The 18,683-nt window shown below is 59.5% G+C and carries 14 protein-coding genes; 5 read left to right on the top strand and 9 right to left on the bottom strand.

Annotated elements, in window-relative coordinates:
- From N2599_RS13225 to N2599_RS13205, 5 genes are all read right to left on the bottom strand, one after another.
- Nucleotides 1–1,008 (bottom strand): glycosyltransferase family 2 protein, encoded by a 1,008-nt coding sequence (locus tag N2599_RS13225; RefSeq protein WP_027510093.1) that lies wholly within the window; start codon nucleotides 1,006–1,008, stop codon nucleotides 1–3.
- Nucleotides 1,005–1,916 carry a glycosyltransferase family 2 protein gene (locus N2599_RS13220; RefSeq protein WP_375714106.1) on the bottom strand — a complete coding sequence of 304 codons (912 nt, stop codon included), beginning with the start codon at nucleotides 1,914–1,916 and terminating at the stop codon, nucleotides 1,005–1,007. The genes N2599_RS13225 and N2599_RS13220 overlap by 4 nt, the downstream gene beginning before the upstream one ends.
- A 14-nt stretch (nucleotides 1,917–1,930) precedes the next feature.
- Nucleotides 1,931–2,926 carry a glycosyltransferase family 2 protein gene (locus N2599_RS13215; RefSeq protein ID WP_027510095.1) on the bottom strand — a complete coding sequence of 332 codons (996 nt, stop codon included), beginning with the start codon at nucleotides 2,924–2,926 and terminating at the stop codon, nucleotides 1,931–1,933.
- A gap of 1,278 nt (nucleotides 2,927–4,204) precedes the next feature.
- Nucleotides 4,205–4,996, bottom strand: coding sequence for an endo-1,3-1,4-beta-glycanase ExoK (gene exoK / locus N2599_RS13210; protein ID WP_027510096.1), 792 nt, complete (start codon nucleotides 4,994–4,996; stop codon nucleotides 4,205–4,207).
- A gap of 3 nt (nucleotides 4,997–4,999) precedes the next feature.
- On the bottom strand, nucleotides 5,000–6,118 hold the full coding sequence (locus N2599_RS13205) for an acyltransferase family protein (RefSeq protein WP_051336565.1): 1,119 nt from the start codon (nucleotides 6,116–6,118) through the stop codon (nucleotides 5,000–5,002).
- A gap of 525 nt (nucleotides 6,119–6,643) precedes the next feature.
- Between N2599_RS13205 and N2599_RS13200 the strand changes: the two genes are divergently transcribed.
- Nucleotides 6,644–7,603 carry a glycosyltransferase family 2 protein gene (locus N2599_RS13200; protein WP_027510098.1) on the top strand — a complete coding sequence of 320 codons (960 nt, stop codon included), beginning with the start codon at nucleotides 6,644–6,646 and terminating at the stop codon, nucleotides 7,601–7,603.
- A gap of 6 nt (nucleotides 7,604–7,609) precedes the next feature.
- Here N2599_RS13200 and N2599_RS13195 read toward each other — a convergent pair whose 3' ends face one another.
- Together N2599_RS13195 and N2599_RS13190 are read right to left on the bottom strand one after the other, a co-directional pair.
- On the bottom strand, nucleotides 7,610–8,611 hold the full coding sequence (locus N2599_RS13195; protein ID WP_027510099.1) for a glycosyltransferase family 2 protein: 1,002 nt from the start codon (nucleotides 8,609–8,611) through the stop codon (nucleotides 7,610–7,612).
- A gap of 135 nt (nucleotides 8,612–8,746) precedes the next feature.
- Entirely contained in the window at nucleotides 8,747–9,034 is a 288-nt protein-coding gene (locus N2599_RS13190; RefSeq protein ID WP_027510100.1) for an exopolysaccharide production repressor protein, read from the bottom strand.
- 770 nt (nucleotides 9,035–9,804) lie between these two features.
- Between N2599_RS13190 and N2599_RS13185 the strand changes: the two genes are divergently transcribed.
- From N2599_RS13185 to N2599_RS13170, 4 genes are all read left to right on the top strand, one after another.
- Nucleotides 9,805–10,485 (top strand): sugar transferase, encoded by a 681-nt coding sequence (locus N2599_RS13185; RefSeq protein ID WP_027510101.1) that lies wholly within the window; start codon nucleotides 9,805–9,807, stop codon nucleotides 10,483–10,485.
- 122 nt (nucleotides 10,486–10,607) lie between these two features.
- Nucleotides 10,608–11,828 carry a polysaccharide biosynthesis/export family protein gene (locus N2599_RS13180; protein WP_280523756.1) on the top strand — a complete coding sequence of 407 codons (1,221 nt, stop codon included), beginning with the start codon at nucleotides 10,608–10,610 and terminating at the stop codon, nucleotides 11,826–11,828.
- 11 nt (nucleotides 11,829–11,839) lie between these two features.
- Nucleotides 11,840–13,105 (top strand): O-antigen ligase family protein, encoded by a 1,266-nt coding sequence (locus tag N2599_RS13175; protein WP_027510103.1) that lies wholly within the window; start codon nucleotides 11,840–11,842, stop codon nucleotides 13,103–13,105.
- Nucleotides 13,106–13,150: 45 nt separating this feature from the next.
- Entirely contained in the window at nucleotides 13,151–14,161 is a 1,011-nt protein-coding gene (locus N2599_RS13170) for an acyltransferase family protein (RefSeq protein WP_027510104.1), read from the top strand.
- Here the strand turns inward: N2599_RS13170 and N2599_RS13165 are convergent, their stop codons facing one another.
- On the bottom strand, nucleotides 14,162–17,335 hold the full coding sequence (locus tag N2599_RS13165; RefSeq protein WP_027510105.1) for an efflux RND transporter permease subunit: 3,174 nt from the start codon (nucleotides 17,333–17,335) through the stop codon (nucleotides 14,162–14,164). It lies immediately after the preceding gene.
- The gene (locus tag N2599_RS13160; RefSeq protein ID WP_027510106.1) at nucleotides 17,332–18,507 is read right to left on the bottom strand and encodes an efflux RND transporter periplasmic adaptor subunit; all 1,176 of its coding nucleotides are present in this window, start codon (nucleotides 18,505–18,507) and stop codon (nucleotides 17,332–17,334) included. The genes N2599_RS13165 and N2599_RS13160 overlap by 4 nt, the downstream gene beginning before the upstream one ends.
- Nucleotides 18,508–18,683 lie beyond the last annotated feature (176 nt).

Here is an 18,683-nt window from a genome sequence, read left to right as displayed (position 1 = left end):
TCATCCTTTGGGCGTGCGCGGTGCGCCACCGAATGTTGGAATGTCTGTCTTGAGGCCAGCGAGATTGCGGAATGCCGCGGCCAATCTGTTGAGGCGGACAGCGATCGGCATCTTGAGGTGGCGGAGGGCAATAGGATCGCTCCATGCCGCCTTGATCATGCCGGAGATCGATCTGTTCTTGACGCTTTCGACGAGGAGAAGGAACGATCTCGCCTGCCGCAGGCTGCGTGCCCGGAATTTCTGCGCAGCCATAGCCTTCACATCGAGCGTGTGCTTGCCGAGGAAGACCCTGTCTCCTTCCATCATCGCCTCGATATGCCGGAGCTCCAGCATGCGGGAGATGGAACCCTCGCGGATATTGTAGTCATAGCCGGCAACCGGCTCGACCACGCAGCGCGCGCCAAGCGCCAGCGCGGAGGCGAGGAATACATAATCCTCGCCGATCCGCAGATTCTCGTCGAAGCGCAGTGCATGGCGCTCGATGAAAGCGCGTTCGAAAACGGGCTTGAGATAACCGAAATTATGCGTCGTCTGGAAAAGCGCATTGGAGCGAATAAAAACGGGCAGCGTCAGTTCCGGCATGGCTGCGAGCACGCTCTCGGAGAACATCGTTTCCGGCGGCGTACCATCGGCGCGGATCACCCGCAGATTGTCGACTGCGATCTGCGCGCCGGCTTTCTCGGCGCGGGCAATCAGCCTGGCCAGCCGCCCCGGTTCGATCGCATCGTCGGAATCGAGCACGGCAAGCCACCGGCCCGTTGCTGCGGCCATGGCTGCGTTGCGCGCTGCGGCAGGTCCGCCGTTCTTTTCGAGGGCGAGCAGGCGGACATTCCTTTCCGCATAGCCTTGCGCCACTTCGCGCGTTTCATCGCTCGAGCAATCGTCGGCAACGATGACCTCGACGGTCACGCCGGTCTGCGCCAGCGCGCTTTCGATCGCCTTCGAAAGCGTTTCCGCTGCATTGTAAGCAGCCATAATGAAGCTGATGTCTGGCAGCTCTTTCGTCATGCAGTCCCCTCTGCTGCGCCATATTGGCGGATCTCGCGCACGCCGAGCAGGCCGCTGACGACGCCGAGATGCATCACGCCGCGAAGTGCGTAACGATAGCGCGGAACGGGAGCCAGGATGCAGATGAGCGCCACGCCCAGGCAATAGCCGGCCTTTGCCGTGGCAAACCCGATCTGTCTCAGGCGGTCAAGTCCCCGATGCTTTTCCTGCAGCAGGCGCCCATGCGTCTGGCCGAAGCGGAAGCGGCGTTTCGCGAGCCAGGAAAGCTCCGCCCGTTTTTCCGGTACCGCCTCATAGACATGCGCTTCGGGGGCGTAGGCGATGCGTCCTCCGTCCCGGTGCATATGGCTGAAGAATTCGGTGTCTTCGCCGCCCGTCTTTCCAAGCGCCAGATTGAAGCGGCGGCCCTTCACATGTTCGGAGCCGAGGCGGAGCAGCACATTGCAGGTGTAGCCCGTGCGGATTTCGCCGCCAACCCAGACCGGCAGGGTCGAATGAAAATCGCCGTCTCGCATCCAGGCAGGAGCGGTTGACGAGTAGACGCTCCGGACCGGGCCGAGGATCGCATCGGCGCCGGTCTTTTCCGCCCCCTTCAGCAGCTCCACCAGCCAGCTTTCCGAGGCATCCTCATCGTCGTCGATGAAAGCCAGAAAATCGCCCGTGGCGTTTTCGAGGCAGGCGTTGCGGGCAATCGAGATGTTTGATGCCGGGCAGTGCACATAGGCGATCTCGTGCGGGATCGTCGAGCGGAGCGCTTCAACGCGTCCTTGTGCGCTCGGCGTCACATCATTGTCGGCAACGATGATGCGCAGGCTGACATTCTCGGGAATCGCAAGCACGCCAAGCGAAAGCAGCGCCTCGTCCAACGAGGCGCGGCGATAGGTGCAAACGCCGATATCGATCTGCATGCGTTGGTCCTTCATCAAGACGCCTTGCGGTTGCGGAAGTTCAAGAGTTCCATCCAGAAACCGGCCGACCAAGCGAAATGCATCACCATGGCCGAGAGTGCGGCAAGCGGCCCGTACGGATTACGCTGGCCGACCGCCATCCAGAAACCGTAGCCGACGCAGGCGGCGGCCCAGAGGCTGAACGGAATGACCGCAATCCAGCTCAGCACGGCCAGAAACGCGCCGATAAAGACCGGCACCACCGCGAGCGGCAGCATCTGGCGAAGGTTCGGCATGCTGCCATGCTTCAGAATGTTCTTCGCACGGCCCCGGCCATAGCCGAGATATTGCCGGAAAAGCGTTCCAACGGTTGATCTTGGATAATAAATCATCTGCGTCTTATCGGTCATCCAGATGCCAAAACCCGCCTTTTTCAGACGGTAATCTAACTCCGCGTCCTCATTATGGCTGAATGTTTCATCGTAGCCGCCGACGGTCTCGAAGGCTGCGATACGCATCAGCGCATGGTGGCCGTGGTCGGTCCAATGGCCCTTGGCCCCCTCGCGATGCTTCGAGCCGCCATTGCCGAGTTTGGAGTTCTGCGCGAAGGCGGTGGCCTTCTGGAAGATGCCGAATCCGATCGTTTCCATGGAGACGACGACCGAATCCGCCTGGGTAACCTCGGCTTCCTCGACGAGTCGTTGGCAAAAATCCGTCGGATAATCGCCATGGGCATCGATCCGGATCAGGTATTCGTAGTCGCGGCCGAAAGTCTTGACTGCGAGATTGATGGCTGCGCTCTGGATGCGGCGGGGGTTGTTGAGAAGGATGACGCGCGGGTCGGTTTCGCTGATGCGGCCGACGATTTCGCGCGTGCCGTCGGTGCTGCCACCGTCTGCGACGACGATGCGGGCATTCAGCTGATCGAGCGCCGAACCGAGCTTTTCGATCAGGGGTTCGATGTGCTTTGCCTCGTTCAGGCAAGGAATGATGATGAGGCAGGCGACGCTGGAACAAACATCAGTCATCATTGCAGTCAACCCTTCTGGAACTGCTGTTGCGGGGCTAGAGGCATTGGCCGCGTGCGCTTCGGCGGCGGACGGTACAAGGCGGGACAGATTGTCGACTAAGGTGCGGCAATCGCTGCGGTCGGCAAGCCAGCTCTTCCGGTCTTCAGCAGCGACGGCCGCTGCAAGCGCGCCGTAACGCTCGCCGGTGAGGCCTTCGAAAAGCGCCTCAAGGCTTTCGACAGAGGCGTCGTGCAGCGTCAGGCCGATCTCCTTGCGGGAGAGGAAGCGAGCTGTCTCAGTGCTAGCGAGCGCTATCGGGACGCTGCCATAAAGGCAGCCTTCATAGAGGCGGTTGGGAAGCAGCCAGCTGGAATTGAGGCCTTCCTCGAAGAAGTCGATCGCCCAGGAGAAGTGGACATCGCTGTAAATTGCCGACAGGTCTTCCGGGTTCTTATACGGCCCCTCGAAGCTCAGATAGGGTTCGTTGGCGACGAAGGTGTCGAAATCCTCGAATTCGGAATAGGCCGGCCGGCCGCGCAGCACGACGCGGACGCGGCCGTTCATCCGACGGGAGAAATCGGCAAGCAGTTGCAACGACTTGCGGCAGCGGAGCGCGCCGAACCAGCCGATTTTCCAGGGCTCGCCTTCGGCTGGCGGCAGGCGGAGCGGGGTTGCTTCCGGCATGCCGTTCAGCGCGAGGACCTTGTTCTCGACAAGCATGATCGGCACCTTGAGAGCCGAGCGCGAAACGAAATAGTTGGCGATGAAGGCGGGCGAACTCGTCAGAATCAGCTTCGCCTCTCGTCCGAAATAGGCTTCCGCAAGGCCGACCGCCTTTCCGGCCATGCCGTCGCTCACGAGAAGGCGATGGATATCAAGGCACTCATTCGGCACACCGCCGAAGAGGTGGCTGGCGCGATCGGCGACTGCGAGCGATTCCAGATTGCGCCCGATAATCACGTCTGGCCGTTCGATACCCTTCAGCAGGCCCCGCAGTCCAGCGACCGCCTTTGCAACGGCGCCTATGCGCTGGCCAAATTTGGCGTCGGCGGTCCGCCCGAGTTCGATCGGCGTGAGGCCGTTGACGGCGGCAAGCGCGTTCTCGCCGCGCCGGAAGCCGGCCAGCGTCACCGAGGCAGCGCCTTCAGTCAGCATCAGCACGCGGCGGCGCACGGCGGGATCGGCCAGATCATGCGCCAGATAGAGGACTTTGAGCATCAATACTCCTTGCGCTATCCCGGATATCACCGGAGTCCGTTTCGGGGTGTGCTGTGCAATCTTTCGGTAGTTTCACTACGCTCAATTGAGCGTGCAGGCGATCGAACCCTCGAACTGGCATTTGTCGCCCGGAGCCGTGTAGGCCATCCGATCGATTTCCATCGTCGTTGGTTGCGTATAGGCGAATTTACCCATCCAGTTCGCAAGTTTGTCGGTTCCCCAGAGGCTGAAGAAGATCTTCTGCGGGTTCTGGGGGATCTTGGACGGGTCGGTGACGTCCTGGACGAGCTTGCCGTTCAGATAATAGCGAAGCCGGGCCGGCTCCCAGACGAACGCGTAGTCATTGAAGCTCTGGTCGGCCCCCTGACCAACGGGCACGAGCTTTTCGTTGCCGCCCTTGGCCTTGATGTACTGGTTCACCTGGACAGTCGACGTGTCCTTGCCGAGCACCTCGAAGTCGATTTCGTCGTGCTGCTGCTTGTCGGCAGGGCCGATATAGGTGAAGAAGGCGGAGTTCAGGCCCTTGCCGGTTGCAGTCTTGATCCGCGCTTCATAAGTGCCGTAGCTGAAGCGCTTTTTCGTCTGGATCTCGCCGCAGAGATAGTTGCGGTCCTTGGATTTACCCTCGGCGAAGGTCAGCTGCAGCATGCCGCCCTCGGCCTTCACCTGGTTTTTCGACCAGGTGCAGTTCTGGTGGGCGCCGTTGTTCCAGCCGTCGGATACATACCAGATGCTGCGGTCGATCTTGTCGAAATCATCCACGAAGGATTTGCTCGTTGCCTGCTGGGCATGTGCGGGGAGGGCGCCGAGGATAAGGGCGCCGATCGTCAAACTCTGGCAAAGCAGTCGCGCATGGGCGATTTTGGCCGTCATGTCTCACCTTTGCTGTGGAGCGAATTCTGCCGGGACCTTCCGGCGGAAAGCGGATTGAGAGCTCTTTTTGGTCCGTCCGCCGGTCAGCACGGCGTAGAGGCGCGGCGCGTTGTTGCGGACGAAGTTGTTGGAAAGCGCAAGCACTGGAAAAAGCACCAGAAGCGAGCCGCAGAAAAAGAGCGGATAGAAGCCGATGCCCGTCTTTTCCCAAATCATGAAGAATAGGACGAGCAAAGGATAATGTGCGCAGAAGATCCAAAAGCTCAGGCTTCCGGTCTTCGAAAGACGCTGGCCGAGGGAGGTCTTGATCAGCGGCGCCGAAAGCATCCAGAAGCCGGCGGCTCCGCCGATTGCCAGCGCATTGCGGCAAAGCTCCACCCAGTCCGGCATTGACGGACCGGTCATGTAGATCGCGGTCGCAAGCAGTGCCGAAGCGGCAAGCAGGGCCGCCACGCCAAGTGGTGCAAAGCGGTCGAGTGCCTTGATGTCAATCTTGTAGAGGCTCGCATAGATGCCAAATGCGAAGCTGAAGAGGATCGAGCGCTTGATCACGATGTAGAGCGACATTTCCGGAATGAGCGCGAGCAACAGCAAAGTCGACAATGTCAGCAGGGGAACGCGCCGGATGAGCCAGGCAAGCAGCGGCGAAAGCAGGACGCAGACGAAGAGGTCGCGCAGGAAGTAAAGCGGGATGTTGGTGGGAAATTCCTCTGCCGCAAAGAGCTGGCTGAGCAGATCGCGTACCGATGCCGTCCAAGGGCTTACGACGTAGCCGTCACCAATGCCGACGCTCAGCATTGCCAGCGCAGCGACAAAGAACGCGGTGTTCCAGATGAGAAACGGCAGGAAGACGGTCTGCGCTTTCGTGCGCACGGTTTTCCCATAGTTGAAGCCCTCCGTCCCGCCGCGAAACAGCAGGTAGCCGGAAATGGCGCTGAGGCAGGGAACCCCGACGCGGAAGAGCGCTTCGCTCAGGAAGACCCGCAGCCAGTCGAAGAAACCGTAGTTTCCGTTGAACGGCGTATTGGCAGGGTCAAACGGTATATGGACGAACACGATGCCCGAAATGAGCACGATGCGCATCAGGTTGATCCGCGAGGATACGTTGGCGTCAACGTTCACGTTATCAGTCACCCCTATTGGGTCGCACCTCCCCTTGCGACCGTTTCAACGAGAGCAGACTCGAGCCCGCAGACCAAAAGCTAGAGCGTTTTCACGGAAGAAAATATGGCACTGCAGCAAAAAGTGATCGGCGATCCCGTTTCGGGACGGCTGATTTTAACGGTTGCGGCCACGGGTTTTATCGTGTTTGGCTTTAAGAGAACCTACTGAAACGCCGATGGGCCAACGTATTTCGGAAAGTCATCATAAATTCAAATTGGTGAGGCTATGACGCCCGCTGCGGCGGAAAAGTTTTTTTCGTTTGGTGAAGGAGTCTATCCCTTTCCCGCGATGCCGGGCGCTTGAATGTGGCTGAAATGTGGCTTTCGCTACGCCAATGGGTTTATTCGGCACATGGCTGTTTGCGACCGCCAGCGGTCTTTGACAAATTTCGGCCGGAATGACCTTGATCATTTCGCAGTGCAGCAACTTGCTTGGTGCGGTGTCGGCCCTATGTGCCCACCGGACGGCTCTTCAGGAGAAAGAATGGCGACCTTTACGATCATTATCCCCTTTTATCAACGCGAGGACGGCATTCTTCGCCGCGCGTTGGCCTCGGTCTTTGCGCAGAGTTTTCAGGACTTCGATGTGATTGTCGTCGATGATCAGTCGCCCTATCCCGCCGAGGACGAGTTGAAGCCGCTTGGCGAAGAGCAGAGATCGCGGATTGCCGTCGTGAAGCAGGCGAATGCGGGACCGGGCGGGGCGCGTAATACCGGCCTCGACAATGTTCCGGCGGCAACGCGCTTCGCAGCCTTCCTCGATTCCGACGACTTGTGGACGCACGAACACCTGCAGAATGCCTATGATGCGCTGCAGAAGTTCGATGCCGACTGCTATTGGGCGTCGATCCACGGCGGCGAGGAATTCGATTATCATTTCAGCATCGCCGACCTGGAGGCCAGCGAAAAGGCGGTACGCCTTTGCGAACACCCGCTTCTGCTCGAGATTCCGGATATTGCCAGCGTGATGCTCAAGAACTGGGCCTTCCTCCACATGTCGTGCATGGTCATCGGCCGACCGCTGATCGAGAAGGTGCGCTTCGACGCTGCGCTGCGGTTGGCGGCGGAGGACGTGCTGTTCTTCTGCGATTGCATGCTTGCGGCGCGGCGCGTTCTTCTTTGCGTGGAGCCGGGGGCCTTGCGCGGCGAGGGCATCAATATCTTTCACGGCGTCGACAACGATTCACCGCAGTTTCTCAAGCAGCAGTTCATTACCTGGATGGCGCTCGACCGGCTTGAAAGCCGCTTTTCGAAGCGCCCGGTCGAAATTGAGACTATCAAGGCCTACAAGAATCGGGCGCGGAAGCAGGCGCTCTGGAGCCAGGCGCGGCTGGTGCGCAGGCGCCGCCTGCCGGACTTCCAAATGCTGGCCCGCTGGGCGTGGCGCGATCCGGCCCTGTTTGCGAGCGCTCTTCAGATCGCCGGCGGCAAGCTTTCGAAGTAGCGCTGGCTATTCGGCCGGTGAGGCCAGCAGATATCTGAGGCCGCCGGCGCCTCTGGTGGCGATCTCGACTCCAGCGGGGCTGCGGAAGCGTTCCGTTTTGTCCATGAAGATGCCGCCGGCAATCGCCGGAACGGCGAAAGGATGGGCGAAGGCGTAGCGCAAGGCCGCACCAGCGCCCGACTGCCTCTTGATATCGAGGAAATGGCGAAGCTCATATTTGCCGCGGGCATGCCTCTCATGGCGGCGGACGGCCGCGGCGGCTTTCGGTGTCAGGCTGCCGCTGGCCAGAATCGCTTGGTCGGCTTCGTAGAGCTTGCGGAGGTCCTCTGTCCGGTGGCTGCCGCTCAACGAGTTGCCACGCACGACGGCGCCGTAGCCGCAGCTATGGATCACCTTGTAGCGCGCGCCGCTTGCCAGGGCCCGGACGTAGATGTCGTAGTCCTCACCGAGACGCATCTCCTCGCGATAGCGCAGCTTGTGAGTATCGAGAAACGCGCGCCGCATCACCGGTTTCAGGAAGCCGATTTCGCCGCGCCGGACGCCACGCTTCGAGATATTGCCGTCGATGAAGGTTACCAGGTCGAGAAACAGGGGACGGTCCGGGAAATGGTCGAGTTGCTGAGGCGCGCGCATCACGGTCTCTGCCTCGACAAAGGCAATGTTGTCGGCGACGAAATCCCAGTCATCCTCTGCAAGCATGCGGCTGAACCGGCCTTCGAAAAAGAAATCGTCGGCATCGAGAATGCTGATCAGCGGCGCGGTGGAGATTTCGATCGCGTGATTGCGGGCGGCCGATGGGCCTCTGTTCTTCTCGAAGGAAACGACGTTCAGGCGACTGCTGCCGTCATCGGCAGATCTGGCGGCGCTGGCGGTCCCATCGCCGGATCCGTCGTCGATGACGACGACTTCAGCCACTTCTTTTTCCCGTAAAGCCGAAGCGACAGCCATTCCGATCGTATCGGCCGCGTTCTTGGCGGCGATGATCACGCAAACACTTGCCTGAGCCATTTCAACCACGTCGTACCCTCCGTTGTCTCGCGCAAGAGTTAGGACGTCGCCGCGTCGGCGGCAATGTAAAAAACCTTCAAAAGATTTTACGGGATCGTTCCGGCGCTATCGTTGACCGCGCGAAAAGACTTGTTCTTAACGGTTGAAAGGCTCGGAGCCATTGAAGGGCGAGACAGGAATCTTCTCGTTGTCGTCGCTGCGGGACGGTACATGGGATACCGCCATGGTGCCTTGCGTGTTGCGCGCCTTCGCTTCCTTCCACACGAGGAAAAGCACGCAACCGAAATAGCCGATTTGAAGGAGAACGGCACAGATCACCGTATCGATCAGTGTCGTCGTCAGTGAGCCGTTCAGCCAATAGGTCGCAACCGCAAAAACGGCCAAAGCGCCGATCATGCTGACGAAAACGCGAGGTGCATACATAGCCTTGCCTCCCTTGGGGAGGTTCGTTCAATGAACAGTCATTGAATTCGGGCTTCCTCCCTAAGGACCCTTTACTTTGTATATTTTAGAAGGCTCCTCGTTTCAACCGAACGAGGACATTCTTTTTCATCCATTGCCCCTTTTCTACAGTATTCGGTTTAAGGTTTCTTTCCCGTTTTGGGTAAAATCGACGACGCCTCGTTAAGGAATGCCGTGAGGGCATTCGGGTAGCTAATTGTGTCGATTTTACTCCAGGTTGTCCGAATTTTGACATTGCACGCAGTGCTTTGCGTCACATTTGCCTACCGAACCAACGCATGAGAGACAAATGCGTTCAACTTTTATTACAAAGTTTTCATCTAAATCGATTTGAGTGTGCGGCGCAAAATTGATGGTGCAACGCAATAAATTGGCGATAAGACAATATAGTTGACCTACTCCGGGTAGTGCCCTCATGGCTTAGCCAAATGTCACCCGGAAGGCGTAGAAAGATTTATTCTTCAATCTTTTTGCGATGCGAAGCAAATACGAAGACCTTTAGTGCGCCGCACAGAGTCTATTCAAAAACATTGCATGCTTTGAATATGAAATTTAGAGAACCCTTAAAAAAAGAAATGTGATCAAGACACGCCTGAAACGGGCCGTTACACAATCGCCATGAAATTGTGGCTTAAAAAAACAAATTCCGCCCATACACTCCTTATTCGTCAGCGCTAGCTTAGCGGCCTGGGCATACCGACCAAACGGCAAACATAAGTGGAGTTAACTCTATGAAGTCTGCGACGAGATCGGACGATACGCCATTCTTTGGCGTGGTTCATGCGAATGCGTTTCCGCCGACCGGCGGAATCATGAAGCGGGCATTCGATATCTCAGCTGCCTCGCTCGGGCTCCTTTTCCTGAGCCCGATATTTTTAATGGTGATGCTGCTCGTAAAGCTCTCCGACAAGGGGCCGGCTTTCTATGGGCATCGCCGTATTGGCCACAACGGCCAGGAGTTCCGTTGCCTGAAGTTCCGGACCATGGCCGTCAATGGCGACAAGGTCCTGCAGGAGCATCTGCGCAACAACCCGAAGGCAATGGAAGAGTGGTGCGCAACGCGAAAACTGCAGAACGATCCGCGGGTGACCGCGGTCGGAAGCGTGCTTCGCAAGCTCAGCCTTGATGAACTGCCCCAGCTCATCAACATTCTCCGCGGCGAAATGAGCGTTGTCGGGCCGCGGCCCGTCGTTCTTGACGAACTGGAGCTCTACGAGTCCTCAGCCGTCTACTATCTACAGGCGCGTCCGGGCCTTACCGGCCTTTGGCAGATCAGCGGACGCAATGATGTGTCCTACGCTGCCCGCGTTGCTTTCGATACTCACTACGTCGAAAACTGGTCGCTCATCCGCGATGTGAAGATCATTGCACAGACGATTCCCGCCGTCTGCATGCAGCGCGGCAGCTACTGAGAAGCCGCCTTCCATATACGCCAAGTAACGTACGGTACTGCTTTTGGCTTGCCGTGCCGATTTACGAGGAAGACTGAATGAGAGAAATCCTGTTGCGCCGCAACTTGCTTGAAAATTCGTTTATGCACGGCCTCGCTTTCGTTGCGGGGCTTGGCATATTGATCGGGTCCTCCGGCTTTGTCCGGGCTGCCGACTACCAGCTCGGCACCATGGACAAGCTGCGCATCCGCGTTGCCGAATGGCAAACGGCGGAAGGCGCGATCCGCGACTGGTCAGTGGTGAGTGGCGATTACACGATCGGCCCCTCAGGCAGCCTTTCACTGCCATTCGTAGGCGACCTCCCAGCCTCCGGAAAGACGACGGATGCAATCGCGAAGGAAATCGGCGTCGCGCTGCAGAAGCAGTTCGGCCTCAAGGACCGGCCGTCGGCATCCGTCGAGCTCGCTCAATTCCGGCCGGTCTTCATGACCGGCGATGTGGAAAACCCCGGCGAATATCCCTTCGCGCCCAATCTGTCAGTCGTGAAGGCCGTCAGCCTGGCTGGCGGCCTGCGGCGGGCCGATGCCGGCCAGCGCTTTGCCCGCGACTTCATAAATGCCAAGGGCGATGCCGTCGTCTATACGACGGAACGCAACCGGCTCATTGCCCGCAAGGCTCGGCTGCAGGCGGAAATTGCCAAGAGCGACGCGATCGAAATGCCGAAGGAACTCACGGATCTGCCCGAGGCAAAGGCACTGCTTGCTAGCGAAACGGCATTGATGAGTACGCGCAAGAAGCGTCTCACACTGCAGCTTCAGGCACTGGACGACCTGAAATCGCTGTTGCAGGCCGAAATCGAGTCTCTCGGCAAGAAGACCGAGACGCAAACGCGCCAGCTCGAGCTTGCCAAGGAAGATCGCGACAAAGTCGAAAACCTTGCCGAGAAAGGCCTTGCGCTCAGCGCCCGAAAGATGGCCGCCGAGCAGCGCGCCGCCGATACCGAGGCAACGCTTCTCGATATCGATACCAACATCTTGAAGGCCAAGCAGGACATCAGCCAGGCCAATCAGGACGAGATCACCCTGCGGAACGACTGGGACGCCAAACTGTCGCAGGAATTGCAAGACACGGAATCCGAACTCGATACACTCAATCTGAAGATTGCGACCAGCGATGCATTGATGTCGGAAGCCCTGGCACAATCGAACGACGCCGCCCGCTTCGATCCTCAGAATGCCGCGAGCATCAGCTATTCCATCGTGCGGGAGGTTGACGGCCTGTCGAAGGAAATTCCGGTCCAGGAAAATACCGCATTGCAGCCGGGCGACCTGATCAGGGTCACCGCCGGGGTTGCAATGAGATAGCGGAGACCCGAATGCGGATCGCCAAATCGTTGCTGATAAAACCGGGGGAGAACGAGCTTTACGCCATTCCGGCGGTTGCGCTCTCGCTCTTCTGCTTCGCCTACTCGATCCGTTTCGGACAGGTGGCGATCCTGTTTTACTATGCCTTGTGGCTGCCGCTCGTCGCCGTCAATTATCGCAAGGTGCTCGGCAGCTACAGCCGGTTCATCTGGCTGTTCGCCTTTGCCGCTTTCGCTTTCCTCTCCGTCTTCTGGTCGGCCGTGCCGAGCGTGTCGCTGAGGGCGAGCATCCAGTATCTGACGCAGGTGATCTGCGCGCTGATTGCCGTGCGCGTGCTTGATGTCCGGACGCTGACGCTCGGATCGGTGGCGGGTGCGGCGATCGTGCTGCTCTATTCGATCCTCTTCGGCTACTACGAATATGACGTGCTCGACGGGACCTACAGTTTCGTTGGCGCCTTTGCGTCGAAGAACCAGCTCGGCTTTTATGCGTCGCTGGGCATCATCTTCGCCTTTGCCGCCGTCTTCATTTATGGCGAGCGACGCCTCTGGATGATGGCGTCGGGCGTGGTCGGGCTCATGGCGGCCTATTGCCTGCTTGCCTCGCAATCGGCCACCTCGGTCATCACGACGGCGGCGATCGTCGCGCTGCTGATAGGCTTTCGCGTCGTGCTCATGTTGTCGCCGCAACAGCGCAAGCTGCTGGTGGTCGGCGGCGGCGTCGCGGCTGTCATCCTGGTAGTAGCAGGTGTCTATCTGGGCGCTATCGACGCGGTGCTCGGCATCTTCGGCAAGGATTCGACCCTGACGGGCCGCACCTATCTCTGGCAGCAGGGTATCGAGGCTGCGGCGCAGAACCCGGCCATCGGCATCGGTTATCAGGCTTATTGGGTTCAGGGCTTCGCAGAGCCCGAGCGGCTATGGAAGGAATTCTTCATCGCCTCGAGAGCCGGGTTCCATTTTCATAATACCTATATCGAGACGGCCGTCGAACTCGGCCTGATCGGCGTGTTCATCCTTGCTGTCACGATCATCGCGACCCTCTGGGGGCATCTGCGCCGGCTGATCGAGGATGTGCGCAACGATGAATCCTATGTTCTTTTCGGTATCACCGTGCTGCTTCTGATCCGTTCGTTCGTGGAGATCGACGTTCTGACGCCCTATAACGTCGGTACCTTTCTTCTTTATTTTTCCGCGGGAAAACTTGTCGGCGCGCGCCAGCGCTCGGCGATGGCCGGCCTGCAGCGTTACCAATCTGCTGCGACCGTGCGTTCCTGATTTTTTGCATGTACGCCGCCGAACGTGGCGTGATAAGGGATATGCATGAAGACCCTATACGGGATCCAATATTTGCGTGCCTTTGCGGCACTGGCCGTTGTCGTTTTTCACGCGGCAGAAAGAAGCGGCGGGCATTTCGCGATTGGCGCCGCCGGCGTCGACGTCTTCTTCGTCATCAGCGGCTTCATCATGTGGGTGATCAGCGACCGCAAGCCCCTGACGCCGCAGCGCTTCCTTCTTGACCGCATCCGCCGTATCGCACCTTCATACTGGCTGGTGACGGTCATCATGATCGGCGGAGCGCTGGCAGGATTGTTTCCGAACCTGAAGCTTGACGCTGGCCATGTCCTGGGCTCGCTCTCCTTTGTTCCCGTGCGCTCGCCGAGCAGCGGCGAGATCTGGCCGGTCCTAGTCCAGGGTTGGACGCTCAATTTCGAAATGTTCTTTTATGTCCTGTTTGCAGGCGCGTTGTTCCTGCCGCGCCAGTGGCGACTGCTTTTCCTCTCCGTGGCGTTCGGTTTCTTCTTCCTGATTGGTCTCATATGGAAGCCGTCTTCGCCGATGCTCGCCACCTACACGCGGCCGATCATCCTGGAATTCCTCGGCGGTGTCATCATCGCCGAACTGTGGCTGCGGCGTTGGATCGCTGGCAACAGCCTCGGGCTTGCCTGTGTCGGCGCCGCACTCTGCGGTTTTGCGGCGATTCACCTGATAGGTGCCGAGTTCGACGAATTCATATGCGGGCCGCTTGCGATGGCGCTGGTGTTCGGCATGGTCTCGCTGGAGGCAGACGGCAGCATCGGCCGCGTCCCGGTGCTCACCTATCTCGGCGACGCATCCTATTCCATCTACCTATGGCACACGCTCGCCATATCGGTCGCAATCAAGGTTGCTGCCGGCATCCTCGGCATCCCCGGCAGCCTTGCCGTCGTTGTGGCTATCTGCAGCGGAACGCTCCTCGGTGTCGCGGCCTACGAAATGATCGAAAAGCCGCTGCGCAAGCTGCTGTGGGACGGAGAACTCAAGCGCCGCCCGCTTGCAAGGCGCCCTTCCTAATCAGGTTGCTCCTTCAGCCGCGGCTGGTGCCGGTTCGACGGGCTTGCGCCGACGGGCGCGCAGCACGACGTAGAAGACCGGTGTCAGGAACAGGCCGAAGATCGTGACGCCGAGCATGCCTGAGAAGACGGCGGTGCCGAGCGACTGGCGCATTTCCGCACCTGGCCCCGTCGCGATCATCAGCGGCACGACGCCGAAGATGAAGGCGAATGCGGTCATCAGGATCGGGCGAAGGCGCAGATGGCTGGCTTCAATCGCCGCCTCCACCGGCGTCTTGCCTTCCTCTTCGGCTTGCCTTGCGAATTCGACGATCAGGATCGCGTTCTTCGCCGCAAGGCCGATCAGCACGATGAGGCCGATCTGAGTCAGGATGTTATTGTCCATGGCGCGGAGATGGACTCCCAGCAGCGCCCCAAGGATCGCGAGCGGCACGATCAGGATGATTGCCAGCGGCAGCACCCAGCTTTCATATTGCGCTGACAGCGCCAGAAAGACGAAGATCACCGAAAGCCCGAAGATATAGATCGCGGTATTGCCGGTGCTTCTTTCCTGGAAGGCGATCTCCGTCCATTCGAACGTCGTTCCTGCAGGAAGGGCGTTCTCGGCGAGTGCTTCCATCTTGTCGAGGGCGCTGCCGGTCGAGGTTCCCGGGGTGGCATTGCCCTGCAACGGCACCGACACATACATATTGTAGTGCTGGACAAGCGCAGGGCCGCTGGTATCGCGGATGTCGACTAGCGTACCGAGCGGCACAAGCGCGCCGGTCGCCGACCGCACCTTGAGCGCAAGGATATTGTCACGCTCGATGCGGAACTGTTGATCTGCCTGCGCGCGAACCTGGTAAACGCGGCCGAAGGCGTTGAAATCGTTGACGTAAGACGTGCCGAGATTGATGGAGAGCGTGTCGAAGATATTCGGGATCGGCACGTTCAAGGCGCGGGCCTTGTCGCGATCGATCTCCAGGAAGTATTGCGGGCTTGATGTTGAGAAGGTGTTAAAGACGCCTGTGAGCCCCTCCGTCTGGTTTGCCTGGCCCATTATTTGATTGGCAATCCCCAGCACGCGGCGCATGTCGGCGCTTTCGCGATCCATGAGCTGCATCTTGAAGCCGCCGGCATTGCCGATACCGGCGATCGGCGGCGGCGGAATGGCGATAATAAAAGCCTCCTGAATGCTCTGCAGGCTGCCGTACAATTGACCTATGATTTGGTTGGCGTTCTGGCCGTGCTCCAGCCGGTTTTCGAACGTATCGAAAGCCGCAAAGACAACACCGGCGTTTGACGCATTGGTAAAAGTCGCGCCGCTGAAGCCGGAGAAGGCAACGGCGTTCTTGACGCCAGGCGTATTCCTGATGATTTCCGATGCTTGCTGGATGACGGCGTCCGTGCGCGCGAGCGAGGCGCCTTCCGGCAATTGCACCACGACGATCGCGTAGCCCTGGTCCATGACAGGTACGAAACCACGGGGCACGATCGTGCTCATATAATAGGTGGCGCCAAGCAGGCCCGCGAAAACGAGAAGCGCAACTCCGCACGCCGTCCAGGTCCGCACCGTGTGCCGGACGACCCACGAATAGCCCGAGCTTGTCTTGTCGAAGCCAGTGTTGAAGCCGTTCGCAAGTGCGCGGCCGAACCGGGAAATCGGGTTTCGCCGTTTTTCATGATGTTCGTGCGGTTTTAGAACGATCGCCGCAAGTGCCGGTGACAGCGTCAGCGAATTCAGCGCCGAGATGGCAGTGGCGACCGCAATGGTGACGGCGAACTGCCGGTAGAACTGGCCGGAAATGCCTGGAATGAAGGCCGTCGGGACGAAGACTGCGATGAGGACCAGCGAGATTGCCACGACTGCGGTGCCGACTTCATTCATCGTCACATGTGCCGCCTCCCTCGGCGTCATACCCTTCGCGAGATTTCGCTCGATATTTTCGACGACGACGATCGCATCGTCGACCACGATGCCGATCGCCAGCACGAGGCCGAAGAGCGTCAGCATGTTGAGCGAGAAGCCGAATGCGAGCAGGAAGGCGAAGGTGCCGATCAGTGACACCGGGATCGCGACGATCGGGATGATCGCCGTGCGCCAGGACTGCAGGAAGACGAGGACCACCAGCGCCACGAGGAGCGCAGCTTCACCGATGGTCTTGTAGACCTCGTTGATCGATTCCGCGATGAATTCCGTCGGATTATAGACGATGTCGTAGGAGAGCCCCTGCGGGAAATCCTGCGACAGGTCCTGCATCGTCGTCTTGATCGAATCGGCGGCAGCCAGCGCATTCGTTCCGGGACGGGAGAAGATACCGAGGGCGACCGCCGGTTTGCCGTTCAGATAGCTGTTTGTGACGTAGTCCTTCGCGCCGAGCTCGATACGGGCAATGTCCTGCAACTGCACGAGACGACCGTCCGCAGTCGCCTTGACGATGACATAGCGGAATTGCCGCGCATCGGAGAAACGGCCCTCGGTCGTCACCGTATATTGGAATGCATTGGTGCCGGAACTCGGCGGGCCACCGATTGAGCCGCCCGACACCTGGACGTTCTGGTCCCGCAGTGCCTGCACCACATCGCTGGAGGTCATGCCATATGCTGCAAGCCTCTCCGGATCCAGCCAGATGCGCAGCGAATATTCGCGTTCGCCGAAGATGAGCACATCGCCAACGCCATCGAGGCGGACGAGCGTATCGCGAATGCGGGTGCGAGCATAATTCGAAACGTAGAGCTGGTCGTAGCGGGAGTTCGGCGACAGCACATGCACGACCATCATCAGATCGGGCGAGCTTTTGGCCGTGGTGATGCCGATGCGGCGGGCCTCCTCCGGTAGCCGCGGTTCGGCAATGCCAACGCGGTTCTGGACGAGAACCTGAGCTTTGTCGAGGTCGGTGCCGAGCCGGAAGGTGATGGTGAGCGCCATGGAACCGTCCGCTGTCGAATAGGAAGACATGTAAAGCATGTCCTCCACGCCGTTGATCTCCTGTTCGAGCGGCGTCGCAACCGTGCTGGCGATGGTTTCGGCATCCGCACCCGGATAGGAGGCGCGCACGACGATGGTCGGGGGCGCAATCTCGGGATATTGCGCGACGGGCAACTGGAAATAGGCAATGCCGCCGACAATCAGCAGCACGATGGAGAGCACCGAGGCGAAGATCGGCCGGTCGACAAAGAAATGCGCGAACCTCATTGCGCGAACTCCATGCCTGCGGCTTCCGGTGGGATGTCCTCACGGCTCTGCGGCAGCTCCGTCATCTGCGGCGTGATCTTGGCTCCCGGGCGGGCGCGCATCAGGCCGTTGACGATGATCGTCTCCTTGCCGTCCATGCCTTCGCGGATGGCGCGGTAGCCGTAAAGCCGCGGGCCGGGGCGCACGGGCTTGGTGGAAACCGTGCCGTCTTCGCCGACGACGTAGACGACGCGCTCATTCTGGTCGGTTCCGATCGCCTCATCCGGCACGAGAATGGCTTTGTAGACGTTGGATGCTTCTGCCTGCACGCGGCCGAAGAGGCCGGGCAGGAGCACGAAGTTCGGATTGGCGAAACGGGCGCGGACACGCATCGTGCCGGTCTCGTTGTCGACACGGTTTTCGGCGAAATCGAGCTTGCCTGTGAACGGTTTCTCATTGGCATTCGTGATGCGGACTTGCACCTCAAGACCGCCGCCGCCCTGCTGAAGGTCGCTGCCTCGGGCACGCGCCGTCTGCGCGAAGTTCAAGAGCCGGCGCTCGTCGACGTCGAAATAGAAGTCGATCGGATCGAGCGAAACGATCGTCGTCAGCACCGACTGGTCGGCCTGGACGAGGTTGCCGGCGGAGATCAGCCGGCGGTCTATCCGGCCGCTGATCGGAGCCGTGATCTTCGTATATTCCAGGTCGAGCGCGGCGCGATCGGCCGTGGCCTGGGCACCGCGGACATTGGCCTGTGCGGAAACCCATTCGCGGCGCCGGTCATCGAGCGTCGAGACCGACTGGCTGCCGCTGGTGGCAAGTGATTCAGCGCGTTTGAACTGCGCCTCGGCGTAGATCAATGTCGATTTGGCGACTTCAAGCGCAGCGGTTGCTTCATTGAGCGCGGTGACGAAGGGGCGCTGGTCGATGACGAAGAGCAGGTCGCCTTTCTTGACCATCGCGCCATCGGTGAAATGGACTTCCTGCAGGTAGCCGCCGACGCGCGATCGCACGGAGACCTCGTCGACAGCCTGGAAGCGGCCGATGAACTCGTCGCTGTCGACGACATCGCGAACGACGGGTTTTGCAACCGTGACGGGCGGGGCAGGCGGAGCCTCCTGGCCAATCGCGACGATCGGCGAAAGCATGGAAAGGCAGGTAAGCGTCAGTATGTTGCGAAGAGAGTAAAGCATAACGATCCCCCATTCTGGGCGGCCGGTATGCCGCCAAACTTATGCGGTAACGATGCAATTCATATCTGCTGTGTCAAACCCGGTTTTCCCGCGTTCGTCTTGCTGTCCTTGTCACACAGCATGCGTCCGGCAGGCGTGCCAGCATGCAAAAAAGGCCGAAGTTCTGCTCCGGTAAC

The sequence above is a fragment of the Rhizobium sullae genome (assembly GCF_025200715.1).
Lineage (GTDB): Bacteria > Pseudomonadota > Alphaproteobacteria > Rhizobiales > Rhizobiaceae > Rhizobium > Rhizobium sullae.
This window is presented reverse-complemented; position numbering and strand designations above follow the sequence as displayed.

Bases quoted from the DNA above. Each gene is read 5' to 3' on its own strand.
- N2599_RS13225 (WP_027510093.1), bottom strand. From the start codon at position 1,008: ATGACGAAAGAGCTGCCAGACATCAGCTTCATTATGGCTGCTTACAAT.
- N2599_RS13220 (WP_375714106.1), bottom strand. From the start codon at position 1,916: ATGCAGATCGATATCGGCGTTTGCACCTATCGCCGCGCCTCGTTGGAC.
- N2599_RS13215 (WP_027510095.1), bottom strand. From the start codon at position 2,926: ATGATGACTGATGTTTGTTCCAGCGTCGCCTGCCTCATCATCATTCCT.
- exoK (WP_027510096.1), bottom strand. From the start codon at position 4,996: ATGACGGCCAAAATCGCCCATGCGCGACTGCTTTGCCAGAGTTTGACG.
- N2599_RS13200 (WP_027510098.1), top strand. From the start codon at position 6,644: ATGGCGACCTTTACGATCATTATCCCCTTTTATCAACGCGAGGACGGC.
- N2599_RS13195 (WP_027510099.1), bottom strand. From the start codon at position 8,611: ATGGCTCAGGCAAGTGTTTGCGTGATCATCGCCGCCAAGAACGCGGCC.
- N2599_RS13190 (WP_027510100.1), bottom strand. From the start codon at position 9,034: ATGTATGCACCTCGCGTTTTCGTCAGCATGATCGGCGCTTTGGCCGTT.
- N2599_RS13185 (WP_027510101.1), top strand. From the start codon at position 9,805: ATGAAGTCTGCGACGAGATCGGACGATACGCCATTCTTTGGCGTGGTT.
- N2599_RS13180 (WP_280523756.1), top strand. From the start codon at position 10,608: ATGCACGGCCTCGCTTTCGTTGCGGGGCTTGGCATATTGATCGGGTCC.
- N2599_RS13175 (WP_027510103.1), top strand. From the start codon at position 11,840: ATGCGGATCGCCAAATCGTTGCTGATAAAACCGGGGGAGAACGAGCTT.
- N2599_RS13170 (WP_027510104.1), top strand. From the start codon at position 13,151: ATGAAGACCCTATACGGGATCCAATATTTGCGTGCCTTTGCGGCACTG.
- N2599_RS13165 (WP_027510105.1), bottom strand. From the start codon at position 17,335: ATGAGGTTCGCGCATTTCTTTGTCGACCGGCCGATCTTCGCCTCGGTG.
- N2599_RS13160 (WP_027510106.1), bottom strand. From the start codon at position 18,507: ATGCTTTACTCTCTTCGCAACATACTGACGCTTACCTGCCTTTCCATG.